Source organism: cyanobacterium endosymbiont of Rhopalodia gibberula (assembly GCF_003574135.1).
Classification (GTDB): domain Bacteria; phylum Cyanobacteriota; class Cyanobacteriia; order Cyanobacteriales; family Microcystaceae; genus Rippkaea.
This window is the reverse complement of the sequence record NZ_AP018341.1, coordinates 2,875,566-2,891,113: the sequence shown is the minus strand read 5'-3', so window position 1 is coordinate 2,891,113 and position 15,548 is coordinate 2,875,566. Positions and strand designations below refer to the sequence as shown.

The following is a 15,548-nucleotide window of genomic DNA, read 5'->3' as shown; positions in this document are numbered from 1 at the left end:
TTTCTAATTTAACACAACTTTTAAAATTCTTTTGGAAGATATTTACAGCTGTTTGTATAACTTGATTTACTTTTTAAAAAACTTAATTCCTAATTTTTAATCAAAATAAAATAATTATTAGTACCTAATATATAGATAAGTTAATTTCAAGATGTTGCATAATTTATAATATTTATTATTTTTAATAAAATTTAACCTTTGGAATAGTTATTTATACTAAAAAAAATTAAATTATTACTTATTTAAAGTGTAACTTTAAATATCCTTAATATCAATATCAGTATTAATTATTTCTATAAATTTATTTAAAAAAATTATTCCATGCTATTCAGTAACTAACAATATATAAATTTTATGACTTTGTTAAACTGTCTTTTTAATTGGAAACTCTAGATATAGAGTTTCCTCAATATTATTCGTTTTTTACTTTAAAATATTTCTCTAGTTTTATCAATAAAATCGATTTGTTTGAAATTTTTCTAATCAAATTAATCACACCTTTTTTTCTGTTAATCAACATAATTAATTTTATTTTAAGTATTTAGATTTTTCTTTGAAAAAAGAAAAAGTTTGTTATAACTAATAATTTATATGGTTTATTATTACATTATAATTTTTGCTTTCTAGTATTCTGGATCATCTATAATTTAATTTATTAAAATCAACTAGGAAGCAATTTTAATAATAACAAAGGCGCGCTACTTCGATTGTAACGCACCCCAACTGAGTGAACTCCAAAAATAGACTTAGATTCAAATTAAACAAACAGCCGACTATCGCCCATTTCTCACGGGTAATAAAACTATCTCCATCTAAGTCAAAATTACAGAAAATATTAACCGCAGCATGGCAGACTTTTTATTCACCTTCAAGACAGGCTAAGCGTTTTTTTAACAACTCTTCTAAGGCTTCTAATGCCTCTGTAAAACCCTTAATTCCTTCATCGAGCTTATCAAAAGCCATCTTGTTTTCTTGATGCATTTTGTCAAAGGTAGCTCGATCAACAGAGATTTTCTCCATCTTCATTTTAGCTGCAACTTCTGGATTTAGTTTTCGAGGCAATTCAGCTTCTGTGGACTGTAATTGTTCCAAAAGTTTGGGAGAAATAGTCAATAAATCACAGCCTGCTAACTCAGAAATTTCTCCCATATTACGGAAACTCGCTCCCATGACTTCAGTTTTGTAGCCAAATTTCTTGTAATAGTTATAGATTTTGGTCACTGAAAGTACCCCGGGATCTTCAGTGGGGGCATATTCTTTTCCCGTTTCTTTTTTGTACCAGTCAAGAATACGTCCCACAAAGGGAGAAATTAGGGTAATACCTGCTTCTGCACAAGCAATAGCCTGGTGAATTCCAAACAACAGGGTTAAGTTACAGTGAATACCTTCTTTTTCTAGGATTTCTGCGGCTTTAATTCCTTCCCAAGTAGACGCAATCTTAATCAAGATGCGATCACGTGAGACTCCATTAGCTTCATACTCAGAAATTAAATAGCGAGCTTTTTCTAGAGTTGCTTCAGTATCATAAGATAGACGAGCATCTACTTCAGTGGACACCCGTCCAGGAATAATTTTAAGAATTTTCAAACCAAAGGAAACTGCTAGGCGATCAAAAGCTAACGTAGCAACATCAGAAGCTGACACATCTTTGCCTAATTCTGTCCGTGCCTGTTTGAGGGTATCATCCACAATTCCCTGATATTGAGGCATTTGAGCTGCCGCCGTAATCAATGAAGGGTTAGTGGTAGCATCGCGGGGCGTAAAGGTTTCAATAGCTTGAATATCTCCTGTATCAGCGACAACAATAGTAAATTCACGTAATTGTTCAAGTAAACTAGTCATAATTGCTCCTTATGAGACGCCTAATGGATTTTTAAGTTAGCCAGTGAAAGCTAAATAAAGGTTAACAGTATTATTTGCCATAACTCTATCAGGGGCAACCCTTCTACTTCCTATAACCTTATCAGGGGCAACCCTTCTACAGGAGTTAATTTCAGGAAGTTCTAATGATTGTTGAAATAATTGAGCTTCTGCGCGGGAGGCCTTTATTATAAACTAGTTGGATGCATCGAAACTAGAGGAGATATCCGCATTGTGGAGGTATCTAGATAGGGTAGATGAAAGCAACATTGTCTATCTAGAAAAGAGCGATGAAGCAATAAAGTCTTAACTTTCGGGGTAGAAAAGCTTACGCCGTACGCTTGCGCGATTCGTTAGGAGGAATATCGCGGTTGAGATTCTAAACGAATTACTCTGCCATCTCCATTAGTACGATAAACCCAAGTTTTGGAACCATTTGTCATGACGACCCTCCATCCTTCAACCAACGCTTGAGTACAAAATTCATCCGGTCTGGCTAGTCCTAAACAACTATCTGGCCAAGTCTTGGCTTCATACACTTCGATTTCTAGGATCGAGGTTTCTATTTCAATGAGGTTCGACGCTTTCTGACGGACTGCATTCATTACTGTTGTTGGAAGTTCACTTTGGGGAATCATTAGTTCGAAGGTTTCTACAGGGTTAGCTAATTGAGCTGATAAAGTAACAGAAGAGATGGGTTGCTGAGTACATTCCAAAAATCATAGCCAGTCCATCAGAAAGCAACACCAATAGAGTTTTTTGATAGCTTTCATCTACTTTCTTTCTCTAACAGAACTTTTCTATAAAAATCCAACAATTTTAGTGAAAAGTCAGGAATTGCAGTGTATTCTACTTTGTTTTGTATAAAAGTTCCCTAGCAATTGCCTTATAAAGTTTTTATTCGTATCGTAAGTTACAGAATGAGACTAGGCAACTCGATTATGAGCCTTCTCAAGTGTATGTGACGTTGTATCATTAATCTTTTGTTACTCCATCTTTGAGGTTGGATCGTAAAGAATGTTCAGTACAAATAATTGACACTTTTTTCGAAAGTGCATCAAGATATTTAAATGTGGAGTTGACTTTGGTAATGTTAAAGATAGATGATTGTGGGACTGTTGTCGCTGGATAACATACAAGAAATTGCGCGTCAATATGGTTACTGGGCAGTGTTTATCGGTATTACCTCAGAGAATGCAGGAATTCCCATTCCTGGGGAGACTATTATCATTATCGGAGGAGTCCTAGCTGGAAGTGGAAATTTAAATTATTAGACAATGGTAGGCATAGCAACTGCAGGAGCGGTTCTCGGCGATAATTTTGGCTATTGGATTGGTCGGTTAGGAGGTTGGGCAGTTTTATCAGTATTTAGGCGTTTGTTTAGAACTCCTCAAAAAAAATCAGAGGAAGCAGAAACACAATTTAGTGATAATGCGGTGGTTGCTGTATTTTTTGGACATTTTATAGCGTTGTTACGAATTTTTGATGGACCCATGACGGGGATTACTAAAATGCCTTATTATAGCCTCCAGAAAACGACTGCTGCTTATTATATTAGGGAATACTTTGCCACAATAGATGCTTTCAATTATGGAACAGCACTGTTATTTTTTCCAAATCTTTGATGAAAGTTATCTCGATACTTACCAAAATATTTGGTAAGTATCGAGATAACTTTTTACATTTGTAGCACTAGACCTTAATAAATTCTGTTTTTAACATTTGAAGTTACTGTCCTATCTCTTCATGAGTTTCTTTCGAACCTACTTTATGTTAGTCATTTTTCGGAAAAACTTGGTAAGCTATTAAGTGATAGGATAAATCGTTCATCTGCCTACTTGGTAGACGGAAGTAAGAAGTTGTGAGAGCTTCTGAAGGAACGCGCCTCATTCGATAACTCAACGAATTTGAAGGAGGCGACATGAAATCTCATAATAATTGTCTTAGTTTTAAGTCCAAAGATAGCTTGCTGTCTGTTGCGGAACAATTGCGTTTTCTGATCAGCCAGGACCGCCGAAAGCAACAAAATCGCCAACTTTCTATGCGATACAGACTAGCGTCCGAAGTAGGAACGGATATTTAACAGTCAACCCATAGCTAATGTGAGAATCGACAGTTGTTGATTCTCACAAATGACTCCCCACTAATTTACTCTAGATGCTCACGACAGAAAAAAATAGATTGTGACTATTAACAATTAACAAGACATTACACAAATTAACTGCACAAATATGTTAGGGATTTTTAAGTAAAGCTTAGAAGTTGCCAAACAACAAGGTAATATATTGTTGTTTGGCAACTTCTAAGCTGAAAAGTGTTATCACGGTGATTTTGCCCTTTAGTGACAGACATCAATACTGCCTCATGCAAATCGGAAAGTCTTGCGCCAAGTTCTCATAAAGTATGGAGTTGCTATAAGAATCAGAATGTTGCAATCTTGGTGGGCAACGCCCACCTTAAGTTCAATGATCTTGAGGAAGTTAGCCAATCCTTAAAAAGGAATTGGATCTTCTTCTCCATGAAGAGGGGTTAAGGTAGGAGTAGGGAAAGGCTGATCCGATTCGGGATAGGTAGAAGATTGAGAAGAATCCCTAGAAACAACATTATCCTCAGAAGTAAAAGGGCTTGGAGAAGTGGAATAACTATCTAAGGGATAAATATGGGAAGCAACCAACTCGACCCGTTTTTCCTTAAATCCTTCAGGACGGTCAAGGGTACTCATCGAGAGACGACCTTCAATAATCAGGCAATCACCTTCTTTGTAGGTATTTTGCATTTGGGTCGCTAAACTACCCCATCCAATCACTTTTATGGTGGAAGTTGAAGCTTCTGGGCGTCGCCCTGTAAACTCTGCTAACATTTGAGCAATCGGGGTTTTATCGTCTTGAGTATAACGTAATTCTGGGGGACGGATTACTTTAATCATTAAAACACAACTATTCATCGAATCAACTCCTAAACTATCGTTAATCATCAGCATGAATTTTTATTGAACTTATTTTTATTTGTTACATACTGACTGTTTCTCCTTGTTCTTGCTCAACAAAATTTTGAACTTTTTGACGGTAATCTTTGATAGACGTATCTACCCATTCACGATCATCACTATTAGCAAAAATGTGAACTACAGGTTCTTCTGCATCCGGTAGAATAAGAACCCAATTATCGTTTTGAGGATTAATAACTTTTACTCCGTCAATCAATTCTAGCTGTTCTGGAGAGTGATTTTCCACTAGATAACGCATCAAAGATCCTTTAACTTTCCAAGGACAGCGAACTGAATAGGATTTATGGCATACTCGTGGTAATTCAGCTCGAATTTGTACTAGTGATCGCTCTTGAATGGTCAACATTTCTATTAATTTAGCAATACCGAACATTGCATCAAATCCTGGGTGTAGTTGAGGAAAAATAAAGCCCATATCCCCACTTCCCCCCAAAGACACATTAGGGTTAGTTTGAGACGCTTCCATCAAAGCGGTGGGGTTGGCTTTAGTGCGAATCACTTTACCATCATGGCGGCGGGCAATTTGTTCGACGGCACTAGATGCTTCTACCGGGACCACCACAGTACTACGAGGAGAGGCAGTAAAAATAGTATTCACCATCAATGCTGTAAGCAGTTCTCCGCGAATGGGTAATCCTGACTCATCCACCAGGATAAACTGCTCCCCATTGGCAGTTACCTGAACTCCTAAATTAGCTGTAACTGCTTCCACCACTTGGCCTAGTTGGTGTAACAAGGCTTCTCGTTCTTCGTTAGAGACCGAGGTTTGTCGTAAACTGGCATTCAAAACCACTGCATCACAGCCAAACTTCGTCAATAGTTGGGGTAGAATAGCTCCTGAAACCCCGTAAACATAGTCAATAACAACTTTCGATCCACTATGGCGAAGTGCCTCTACATTGAGTTGGGTTTCAAAAGTGTTGCGATAGTTTTCAATAATTTGAGCGGGGTAAGACATATCACCAATCTCCGAGATTCCTACCCGTCGTAGGTCTTCTTTAAGATAAGCTCCTTCAATTTTCTTTTCCTTAGATTTAGAGATATTAATCCCCTGTTCATCAAAAAATTCAATGAGGATATGATCAGGGCGATCTGGATGAGCCCGTAGATGAACTCCGCCAGTAACCCCTAATTTCGGGGTGAGAATACGGGTAATGGGAATGGCTGTAGCTTCTAGGTTTTGAATATCGATACCCACAGACATCAAACCAGCAATCAAAGAACGGCTAACCATACGAGAGACACTACGCTGGTCACGGGAGACGACGACCTGAGAACCAAGTTTTAAGGTTGAACCGTAGGCTGCCCCTAATTTAACAGCAAATTCAGGGGTAATATCGATGTTGGCTAGTCCTGTTACACCTCTTTGACCAAATAAATTGCGATGGGCTATATTGCCCCAAATCAAATTGATATTCAAGATAGCTCCCGATTCGATGCGTTTGCTAGGCCAAACACGAACACTTGAGCTAATCTGGGCTTCTTCTCCAATCGTGGACAAGGCACCCACCACCGCCCCTTCTAGGATTTGGGCACGCCGATCAACCCGTGTTCCTCTGGCAATGACACAGGCAGCTAGATAAGATTCGTCTCCAATGGTAACTCCATTCCACAAAATGGGACGTTTTAGGTCTGCCCCTGCGCCAACGGTGACATTATCGCCGATCACACTTCCTTTTTCTATAACGACCTCCGGACCAATGCGACAATTGTGACCGATAAGGACGGGGGAAGTAATTTTGGCCGTGGGGTCAATATGAGTATTTTGTCCTAACCAAAATCCAGGGGATGTCTCTTCATAGGCAAAATCTAAAATCACTTTTCCTTCTAGAGCATCATATTGAGCTTGCCGATAAGTTTCTAAATTTCCAACATCACACCAGTATCCCTCGGCGATAAACCCGTATATGGGTTCACTTTTTTCGAGGAGAAGCGGAAAGAGATCTTTAGAAAAGTCCGATTCTTCATTATCAGGAAGGTATTGTAGAACTTCAGGTTCTAGGATATAGGTTCCAGTGTTGACGGTATCCGAGAAAATTTCGCTAGTGGAAGGTTTTTCTAAAAAACGGTTAATTCGTTGGTCTTTATCGATAATGACTACTCCAAATTCAACGGGGTTAGGAACGCGGGTCAGGACTAGGGTGGCTTTAGATTTTTTTTGTTTATGAAAAGTTATCGCCTTTTGGAGATCAAAATCTGTGATACTATCTCCACTAATCACTACAAAAGTATCATCAAGGAGTTCTTCAATATTTTTGACACAACCCGCTGTTCCTAGTGGTTGATCATCTTCTACCGCGTAGGTCATTTCTACCCCAAAATCACTGCCATCTTGGAAGTAGTCCCGCATTACATCCGGGAGATAGTAGAGCGTGGCAATGACTTCTCGAATGTTATTGCGTTTTAATAAATTAATGATATGTTCGGCAATGGGTCGATTTAGGATGGGAACCATTGGCTTAGGCAGATCGCAAGTTAGGGGTCGTAACCGAGTTCCTGATCCCCCAGCCATTAGCACTGCACGCATAAGTCCTCCTTCTCCGTATTGTTTTTTTAGAGTCACTCAACTCAATGGTCGCAAATATCTTAACTGTTGAGTCTGTTTCAATCTTATCTGGTTATCGTCTCACTCTTTGTTCAATCATCGAATTCATTACCCTGTGAAAGCCTATGTATGGACAAAATATTAAAGGTTGGTGTACGATATGCTAAACAATGATGATCAATCGAAAAACTTACTGTCACCCATCCACTAAAAAACTTTAATATTTTTCTATAGATCCTTCTAATCATTATTTATCAAAAATGGCTTGTTTTAGGATTCTAATTAACAAACTCGTCTTAGAATCCCCCTCATGAGAAAGGATAAGGACCCCAAAGAACTGATTTTTTAGATAAAAAACCAGTTCTTGCCATTTCATTTATTTTTAGTGGTGGACCAAGTAGAACCATAAAACAGTCTAACACCACAGGAAAACTTTGCGAGTTTTCAATACAATCTCCTAACACGCTGGTGTAATCATACCGCGAACCCGCTCGTATTCAGAAATTTTTCTGTGAAAACTTCTGAATACGAGCAACTCATGAGTTGTCTTTTACATTGCACTATTAATCATGTCTCATTTTACATCTTTATACATCAAAGTAAAATTAATAAAAGCCAATATATATAATTTTGTTATAAACAAGGGAAACAATAGATTCTGTCGCCGAACAAGGTATGACTATGAGGGAAGTCACTTTTCTCAGGACACTTTCAAGGAAGTTTGTTATGTTTAGTTGGGAGTGAGGTAGATTAGATAAATATTATTCCTAATTGGAATGTGAACTTAGATTTACATATACCGTAGATAGCTAGTAGGTGCCTTAGACCGGTCTAAGGCACCTACTAGCTATCTACGGGAGTGTGAGCCTTTACTAAGAAGTTCTAAACCGTGCTAATTCTTTCCCTGTTTTCGCATCATGAGCGTGTACCGTGCATACTAAACAAGAATCAAACGAACGGGCTACATGACCAACTTCAACAGGGTTTGTGGAATCTTCGATAGGAATACCTATCAACGCTTCCTCAATAGGTCCACGGACATTCTTTCCGTCTCTGGGACCTACATTCCAAGTAGTAGGAGCAATGACTTGATAGTTCTTGATTTTACCGTTTTCTACTTCAACCCAGTGACATAGTGCACCACGACTGGCTTCGGTCCCACCCCAACCCCGACCATCTTTGGGAGTCGGTTTGATATACCAGGGTTCATTGAGTTTAAATTCTCGTAAACACCGTTCTACTTCACGATACAATTTAACAGATTCGTGCATCCGTGCAAACTCTCGTAAGTGAATGCTGGGTCCACCCATCTTTTTGAACATATCGAGGATTAATCCATCATAATGTTGGAAGCTTTCCCCCTTTGTACCGCCTGCGACTAACTGACGTGCCAGAGACCCCACTTCCATCCGACCTAAATCTTTGTGACTTACTGCAGTTGCCCAGGAGTATTTATTCTCATAATCCCCTGTATTTTTTTCTTTTGGTCTAGTTTCACGATAGAATGGATGAACATCAGAGGTTCCTTCTTCATACCACGCATGACTTGTATTCTCACGAGCAAAGGTATGGTCTACCATACGATGGGTATCAGTAAAGCTATCATAAACACCTGCTTTCATAATGACCGCAGCATTGCGACTTTCGATGGTGGGTTTTTGATATCTATCTTCGTGGGGGAGATAACCCCAGGTAAGATAACGTCCAGGGCCTTGACCATATTTATCTAAACCAATGTCTATGCCCATTCTCCAATAGAAACCAAGGTCAGAATTAGCATGATTGGGACTCTCCTCTAACCATTCTAGGAAATCTTCGTAGGTTTTAATTCTTTCATAGCGTTCTAAAGAACATCCTAACCAAACTGGTTCTAACCAGTTAGTACGAAAATACTCCATGATGCCCCAACCCCGTGTAACATCTGTTAGAGTTGGCGCACACATTACGCCTCCAGGAACCATATAGCTAGAATGAGGCCATTGTCCGCCAAAGAGGGCATACAATTCTACTGGTTTAGCTGAGATAGTAATAGCTAATTCATACGATGTTCCAGTAAATGCACTAAAACGTTTACAGGCTTCTTCGTAGAAAGGACTATTTTTATATTTTTTGTTGGTTAAGTCAATTGCATAAAGAGCATAAAAATGCCGGGGATGACTTTGAATAGTTTCTACTAATTGCCCTAAATTTCTGGCTAAAATAGCGTTACGGGGAACTTCGGTTTTCCAGATTGTGTCCAAAGCCCAAGAAGCGCAAGTGAGGTGAGATGCCCCGCAAATTCCGCAGATACGAGGAGTAACAATCAAGCCGGACTGAGGATCTTTTCCTTTTAAAATCACCTCAAATCCCCGAAACAATTCCGCTTTAGTCCAGGCATTAACTACCCTTCCGTCCTCAATATCTACACGTACATCCAAATCTCCTTCAACTCTTCCAACAGGAGACAGTTCTAATGTTTTAATTGCCATATTCGCTTCCTGAGAAAATTTAATTAATTGGCATTTAGCTAACACGAGCTTAAAGCTAAGCTCATAGAGCGACTCTAAAGAAAACTTTAGACAATGAACATATCATCATCAGCCCAAGACGGACTAGTATTTTTAGCCATAACTGTCATTACGGCATAATCTTTCTTGTTAACTTGCGGGGGTAAGTCCTTGGGAACGCCCATGACTGTTCGAGTCTTAAACACTGTTCCTGGTTTCAAATCATAGAAGGGGAACTCAGGTTCGGTACACCCTAAACACGGCATTCCAACACGAGTTTTGGAGGAAACTCTATTCCATAAGATTCTATTACAAGGAGAATGAGTCATAGGTCCACGACAGCCCATGTCATAGAAAAGACATCCGGTGCGCTGTCCAAATTCCTGGGTACTCGATTTATAGTTGAAATGCATATTACGAGTGCAACCCGTCTGGGTAAAGGACTTAAAAAAAGTTTCGGGACGATGGAATTTATCGAGAGTGATATCTCCTACTCGTCCTGTGGCCACCGCGACTAGGATTTGAGAAATCCAGTCGGGATGGGCTGGACAACCTGGAATATTAATGACAGGTAAGCCCGCTTGAGAACGGTATTCAACTCCTAAAGCTCCCCCTTTTTTGCGCTTGAGAAACTGGAGTCCAACCGACTCGCTAGGGTTGGGGGCCATAGCAGGAATACCGCCATAGGTGGCACAGTCCCCTACTGCAACTACGAACCCTGCAACCTTAGACAAGTCTGCTAACCAGTTTTTCATAGGACGGCCAGCAAACCGGTTCCACTCTCCACTTCCATGAGGGGCGTTGACAACAGTTCCCTCAAACACAAGTATATCAACAGCAATTTTCCCACTAATACAGTCATTTAGGAGTTGTTGCAAGCTATCCCCTAATTCTAGTCCTAGGGAGGGATGCCAGAGAATATTGATATCAAAATCCGTAACTAGGTCTACAAGAGTAGGCTCTTCTGCGTTGAGAAAAGATATAGTATTCCCACTGCAGGCACCACCCTGAAGCCAGAGAACATTAGTCATGAGCAGTTATGTCCTGATGTTTTTAATTTTATTTCACAATTCAATTAATTCTAAGCTTAGCTTTTGATAAGCTAGCATTACAGAATTATGCACCATATTTCTTTTGCCAATCTCAGTATCTTAACAAAAAGTAAATCTTCTCTCATCTTATGCATAACTGTTTGTTCATAAACAGTCATTTTTGAGGTTTAACTTGTTTATTGGCTGTTACTTTAACTTCCTGAATCACAGACTAATAAAGCGCTCGATCTATAGCTAAGAAAAATTATGGAGTATATATGTTCTCATTGGGTTGCCTTTGTAAATCTTTGTATTTCTGATTAAAAGCATTTATTAGGAAATATTGCCCTCAATAGAAAAAGTAAGTAAAAAATTATTTAAACTTGTGTATTCATTATAATGTTGGATTAATTCTTGGATTAAGGCAGTTTAGGTTAAATTAACCCCTGTGTAGGCGTATTAAATAAAATCTTGATCGAGACATAATAAATAAACAATGACTATTGATTAAAAGTAATCTTTTTTTTAAGACAAAAGATGGGCAATTGTGAATTGGATGGGAAAGCGAAGGGTAAAATTTATCCTAACACCTAAGGTAAATAACAATTTTAGAGAAGACGAGTACGATCACTGAAAACCACTAAAATCAGATTATTGATAGCATCTGGGATTTTCCCAATCATTAGCACAATTCCCGCTGATCTCTCTACATAGGTAAAGGAATACTAATAAATAAAGAACAAGAATATTAGCCGCGATTACTGGTTCAGAATATCCCACACCATCGGCTAATTCTGTCGTAGAATAGAGTCTCTTTGATTTGAGGACAGTCATATGAATTATGAATAGTCAATTATTTATTTTAAAAATAAGGCAATAGGCAACATAGAAATTGGCTATCCTCCTGACTCAGAGAGTTCCAACTTCCTACTTCTAACTTTTTACGTTAAATAATGTTTAGAACCCGTAAACGTTTTGCACAACACTGGTTACGTGATGAAAAAGTCTTAACAAAGATAATACAAGCTGCTCAACTTCAGAGTAACGATCATCTCCTAGAAATTGGGCCAGGAACCGGAATTTTAACTCGTCGTCTCATCCCAAATGTTGGGTCTACCGTAGCGGTCGAATTGGATCGAGATTTATGTCAACGATTAGCGAAACAGTTAGGACACATCAAGAATTTTCTATTATTACAAGGAGATATATTAACCCTAGATCTAACCACTCAATTACAACAATTTTCAAAATTTCAACCCCTTAATAAGGTAGTAGCAAATATTCCCTACAATATCACTGCCCCCATCTTAGAAAGATTACTTGGAACCATTGCCAATCCCTACTATCCCCCATATGATACAATCGTATTATTAATTCAAAAAGAAGTTGCCCAACGTATTGTAGCTAAACCTAAAACGAAAGCCTACGGAGCTTTATCAGTTGGGATACAATATCTAGCTCATTGTGAGTATATTTGTGATGTTCCGAGTAAAGCTTTTGATCCGCCCCCGAAAGTAGACTCTGGGGTGATTCGTTTGACTCCTAAATCCCTAGAAACTCCTGTTACTAATCCCCAACAATTAGAGACACTAGTTAAAGTTGGATTTGCTAATCGCCGCAAAATGTTAAGAAATAATTTGAAAAGTATCATTGATGATGATAGCTTAATCTTTTTCTTAGAACAATTAAATATCAATCCCCAAGCTCGCGCAGAAGAATTAAGTTTAGAACAATGGGTCATTTTAAGTAACAATTGGACTTCACTCAATGGGAATAACTAAACAACTATTTATTAGAAAATATGTCAAGAATTACCGGAAAAACAAAAATACTCGGCATTATTGGTGATCCAGTAAAACATTCCTTATCCCCAGTCATACACAATGCAGCAATTAGTCATTTGGGAGTAGATTATATCTATGTCCCCTTTCCTATAAAACCCCAAGATTTAACCACTGCAATTGCGGGATTCGCTAGTGTTGGAATCGTAGGATTTAATGTTACTAGTCCTCACAAGCAAGCAATTATTCCTCTCCTATCGGAAGTGACTCCCACGGCTAAATTGGTAGGTGCAGTTAACACGGTTTGGCGCACCGAAACAGGATGGAAAGGGACTAACACTGATATAGATGGCTTTTTGTCCCCTCTTCAATCATTACAACGAGACTGGGCCAATCTAACCCCAATTATTCTAGGAAATGGAGGCGCAGCTAGGGCGGTAGTAGTAGGGTTAGCCAAATTAGGATGTATTCAAATTCACATTGTGGGGCGAGATCGACAAAAGTTATGTCAGTTTATACAAAGTTGGAAAAATACTCAACTTACAGCCGCTTTAAACGTTTATTTCTGGGATAAATTGTCAGATATAATAGAGAAAACTGAACTATTAATTAATACCACTCCCATTGGAATGTTTCCTAACATTGATGACTCTCCTATAGAGTCTATACTTTTTGCTAGAATGCCAGAAAATGCGATTGCCTATGATCTGATTTATACGCCTAATCCCACTCAATTCCTCAAGAATGCACAACAACAAGGGTTAATAACCATTGATGGCTTGGAGATGTTAGTCCGACAAGGAGCAGTAGCCCTACAATTATGGTTACAAAAATCCGTTCCTGTTGATGTTATGAATCAATCTTTGCGAGATTATTTAAAACTCCAGTAGTAATTGATAATTACTTGACTAAGGTTAATCCTTTTTTATGAAGGGTTATTGGTTTAATTCCAATAACCCAACTGGAGGATTGATTTCTATACGTTGATTTTCTAAGTCAACTACAGGAACAATTTCGTATACAAAGGGAATTAAAATAGTAGCTATTTTAGCTTTTTTTGGTTTATTTTTTTGTTTTTGACAGCGGATTATTTTTGGAGGAGACTGAGAAAGCTCCGATTCTTTTTGAACATTTTCATGATACAGTTTGACTTCTAATAAATCATGGCCTGCCCATAAAATATCAGTAATATTTCCAATTAGTTCCCCTGTTTTTTGATTATAAACCTCTAGATTAATTAGATCTGAGACATGATATTCTCCTTCTTTTATTTTTGGGCGATTGCTCCTAGGAACTACTAATTTATAATTCCTTAACGCCTCAGCTTGGATACGATCTTTCACTTGGGCTAATTTAATGACATATAGGTTTCTTCCAGGTATATACCTACCTCTCACTAACTCAACTTCTTGAGGACACAACTCTTGAGGAGACTGTAACCATCTTGTTCCTGGTTCTTCAAATCTTTCTGAAAAATCTGAATTGGAAATGACTCTTAATTCTCCTTGTAATCCTTGCGGTGCAACAATTGTTCCAATTTCTATCCAATCATTCATATTTTCTGATATTAAATCATTTTTAATCATCTTTTGATATTACTATAGTATCTATATTTTTATTATGTTTATTATAAGTCTTTATGCTACAATCTCATCTAATGAGTCGCAATTTTTCTTTCAAAAAAGTCAAATAGTTTTATTTTTAATCAATTCAATGAGTTTAAAGACGTGGCAAGCAGATTTTTATAAAACCCCTTTTCAAAATCGAGAACATCAGTTTCAATGGCAACTATTAATTTGTGACGATCAAGGAAAAATAATTTATCAAGCTATTTGTGAACAAAAAGAAGCTAATTTAAGTTGGCTATCTTCCAAATTAGAATCCGCTATTGAACAAGAAATACCTGATATAATTCAAGTTTTCCGACCTCAGTCAGTTAACTTATTAATTGCAGCAGCAGACAAGTTTGGTATAAAGATTGAAGCAACAAGACGAACACCCAAGCTTAAAGAAATTTTAAAAAAACAAGGGACTAACAATAGTTTTAATCCTGTCAAATTAGAACAACCGCCTCCCCAAACACTTCCTAGGAATTTATGGGGAGAAAGATGGCAGTTTGTTACTTTCCCTGGGGGAGGTCTTATTGAGTTTTTTAGTGATTGCCCCATTCCTATTGCCGATATTCCTAACCTTTTACTTCCTATAAGTTTAGAACCTGCCTCCACTGTAAGGATTCCAGGTATCATTATTTATGGCGGTCGAACCTCAATGTATTTAGCCCGTTGGTTAGTAGATGTTAAACCAGTCGCCCTAAACTATATTCCTACTCAGGTAGATAAATCGGGAGGGTTAGTTTTAGAATCAGATCTAGTTGATCGCTGGATATTAGCCACTTTTGAAGATTCAGACATGGCTAAAGCGGCACAACAATACGAATTACGAAAAAACGATAGCCAAGGATTACATTTTTTAGTTGTTCAGCCAGATGATTCTGCGATGACTTATAGCGGTTTTTGGTTATTAAGACATGAAGAGATTTAAAAGACTATTGGTCGAAAAAAAAATGTGGACCAGTTTAAATATTTTGTAGGGTAGATAAAAGTTCAATGATAAGTGATATACAATTACTCGAGATGTCCATCGTATTTTTATACCCTGCTGTCCTATACGGGTATAGTATTTTGTTTATTTGATCAAAGAAAGCTTTAGAAAGAGTCGCTTACCCTAGTAGGTTTACTAAAATCAGTTTTATGTACGTTAACTAATAAACAGTTAAATCGTTTCACCAGTAACGTGATATTGAGCAAACAAGAAACTAATTAAGTTCTGTACTAGTTT

General features: G+C 37.9%; 10 protein-coding genes, 2 pseudogenes and 1 riboswitch. Of the genes and pseudogenes, 5 read left to right on the top strand and 7 right to left on the bottom strand.

Going from position 1 to position 15,548, the window contains the following annotated elements; translation table 11 throughout:
• Window positions 1–756: 756 nt before the first annotated feature.
• Both RGRSB_RS09405 and RGRSB_RS09400 read right to left on the bottom strand, forming a co-directional pair.
• Window positions 757–1,845, bottom strand: a pseudogene (locus RGRSB_RS09405) (transaldolase); the annotation flags it as partial.
• 368 nt (window positions 1,846–2,213) lie between these two features.
• Window positions 2,214–2,576, bottom strand: coding sequence for a hypothetical protein (locus RGRSB_RS09400; protein WP_232014519.1), 363 nt, complete (start codon window positions 2,574–2,576; stop codon window positions 2,214–2,216).
• A 387-nt stretch (window positions 2,577–2,963) separates the two neighbouring features.
• On the opposite strand from RGRSB_RS09400, the pseudogene RGRSB_RS10660 reads away from it, so the two are divergent.
• Both RGRSB_RS10660 and RGRSB_RS10255 read left to right on the top strand, forming a co-directional pair.
• Window positions 2,964–3,380: pseudogene (locus RGRSB_RS10660) on the top strand (DedA family protein); the annotation flags it as partial.
• Window positions 3,381–3,681: 301 nt separating this feature from the next.
• A riboswitch (Glutamine riboswitch) is annotated at window positions 3,682–3,746 on the top strand.
• A gap of 35 nt (window positions 3,747–3,781) precedes the next feature.
• On the top strand, window positions 3,782–3,943 hold the full coding sequence (locus tag RGRSB_RS10255; protein WP_172582094.1) for a hypothetical protein: 162 nt from the start codon (window positions 3,782–3,784) through the stop codon (window positions 3,941–3,943).
• Window positions 3,944–4,351: 408 nt separating this feature from the next.
• Here RGRSB_RS10255 and RGRSB_RS09390 read toward each other — a convergent pair whose 3' ends face one another.
• From RGRSB_RS09390 to RGRSB_RS09375, 4 genes are all read right to left on the bottom strand, one after another.
• Complete coding sequence (locus RGRSB_RS09390) at window positions 4,352–4,840, bottom strand: single-stranded DNA-binding protein (RefSeq protein ID WP_420822995.1); 489 nt, start codon at window positions 4,838–4,840, stop codon at window positions 4,352–4,354.
• A 28-nt stretch (window positions 4,841–4,868) separates the two neighbouring features.
• Complete coding sequence (locus tag RGRSB_RS09385; protein WP_119261037.1) at window positions 4,869–7,394, bottom strand: mannose-1-phosphate guanyltransferase; 2,526 nt, start codon at window positions 7,392–7,394, stop codon at window positions 4,869–4,871.
• Between the two features lie 890 nt (window positions 7,395–8,284).
• Window positions 8,285–9,880 carry a nickel-dependent hydrogenase large subunit gene (locus tag RGRSB_RS09380; RefSeq protein ID WP_119260820.1) on the bottom strand — a complete coding sequence of 532 codons (1,596 nt, stop codon included), beginning with the start codon at window positions 9,878–9,880 and terminating at the stop codon, window positions 8,285–8,287.
• Between the two features lie 86 nt (window positions 9,881–9,966).
• On the bottom strand, window positions 9,967–10,929 hold the full coding sequence (locus RGRSB_RS09375) for an NADH-quinone oxidoreductase subunit B family protein (protein ID WP_119260819.1): 963 nt from the start codon (window positions 10,927–10,929) through the stop codon (window positions 9,967–9,969).
• A 953-nt stretch (window positions 10,930–11,882) separates the two neighbouring features.
• Between RGRSB_RS09375 and rsmA the strand changes: the two genes are divergently transcribed.
• A complete protein-coding gene (rsmA, locus tag RGRSB_RS09370; protein WP_119260818.1) occupies window positions 11,883–12,710 on the top strand; it encodes a 16S rRNA (adenine(1518)-N(6)/adenine(1519)-N(6))-dimethyltransferase RsmA in 828 nt (275 codons plus the stop codon).
• Between the two features lie 20 nt (window positions 12,711–12,730).
• Window positions 12,731–13,600: a shikimate dehydrogenase gene (locus RGRSB_RS09365; RefSeq protein WP_119260817.1), complete on the top strand. Its 870-nt coding sequence runs from the start codon at window positions 12,731–12,733 to the stop codon at window positions 13,598–13,600.
• Window positions 13,601–13,645: 45 nt separating this feature from the next.
• On the opposite strand, the gene rimM is transcribed toward RGRSB_RS09365, so the two are convergent.
• Window positions 13,646–14,266, bottom strand: coding sequence for a ribosome maturation factor RimM (gene rimM, locus RGRSB_RS09360; RefSeq protein ID WP_119261036.1), 621 nt, complete (start codon window positions 14,264–14,266; stop codon window positions 13,646–13,648).
• A 157-nt stretch (window positions 14,267–14,423) separates the two neighbouring features.
• Here rimM and RGRSB_RS09355 point away from each other — a divergent pair, with 157 nt between their 5' ends.
• A complete protein-coding gene (locus RGRSB_RS09355) occupies window positions 14,424–15,251 on the top strand; it encodes a Tab2/Atab2 family RNA-binding protein (protein WP_119260816.1) in 828 nt (275 codons plus the stop codon).
• Window positions 15,252–15,548 lie beyond the last annotated feature (297 nt).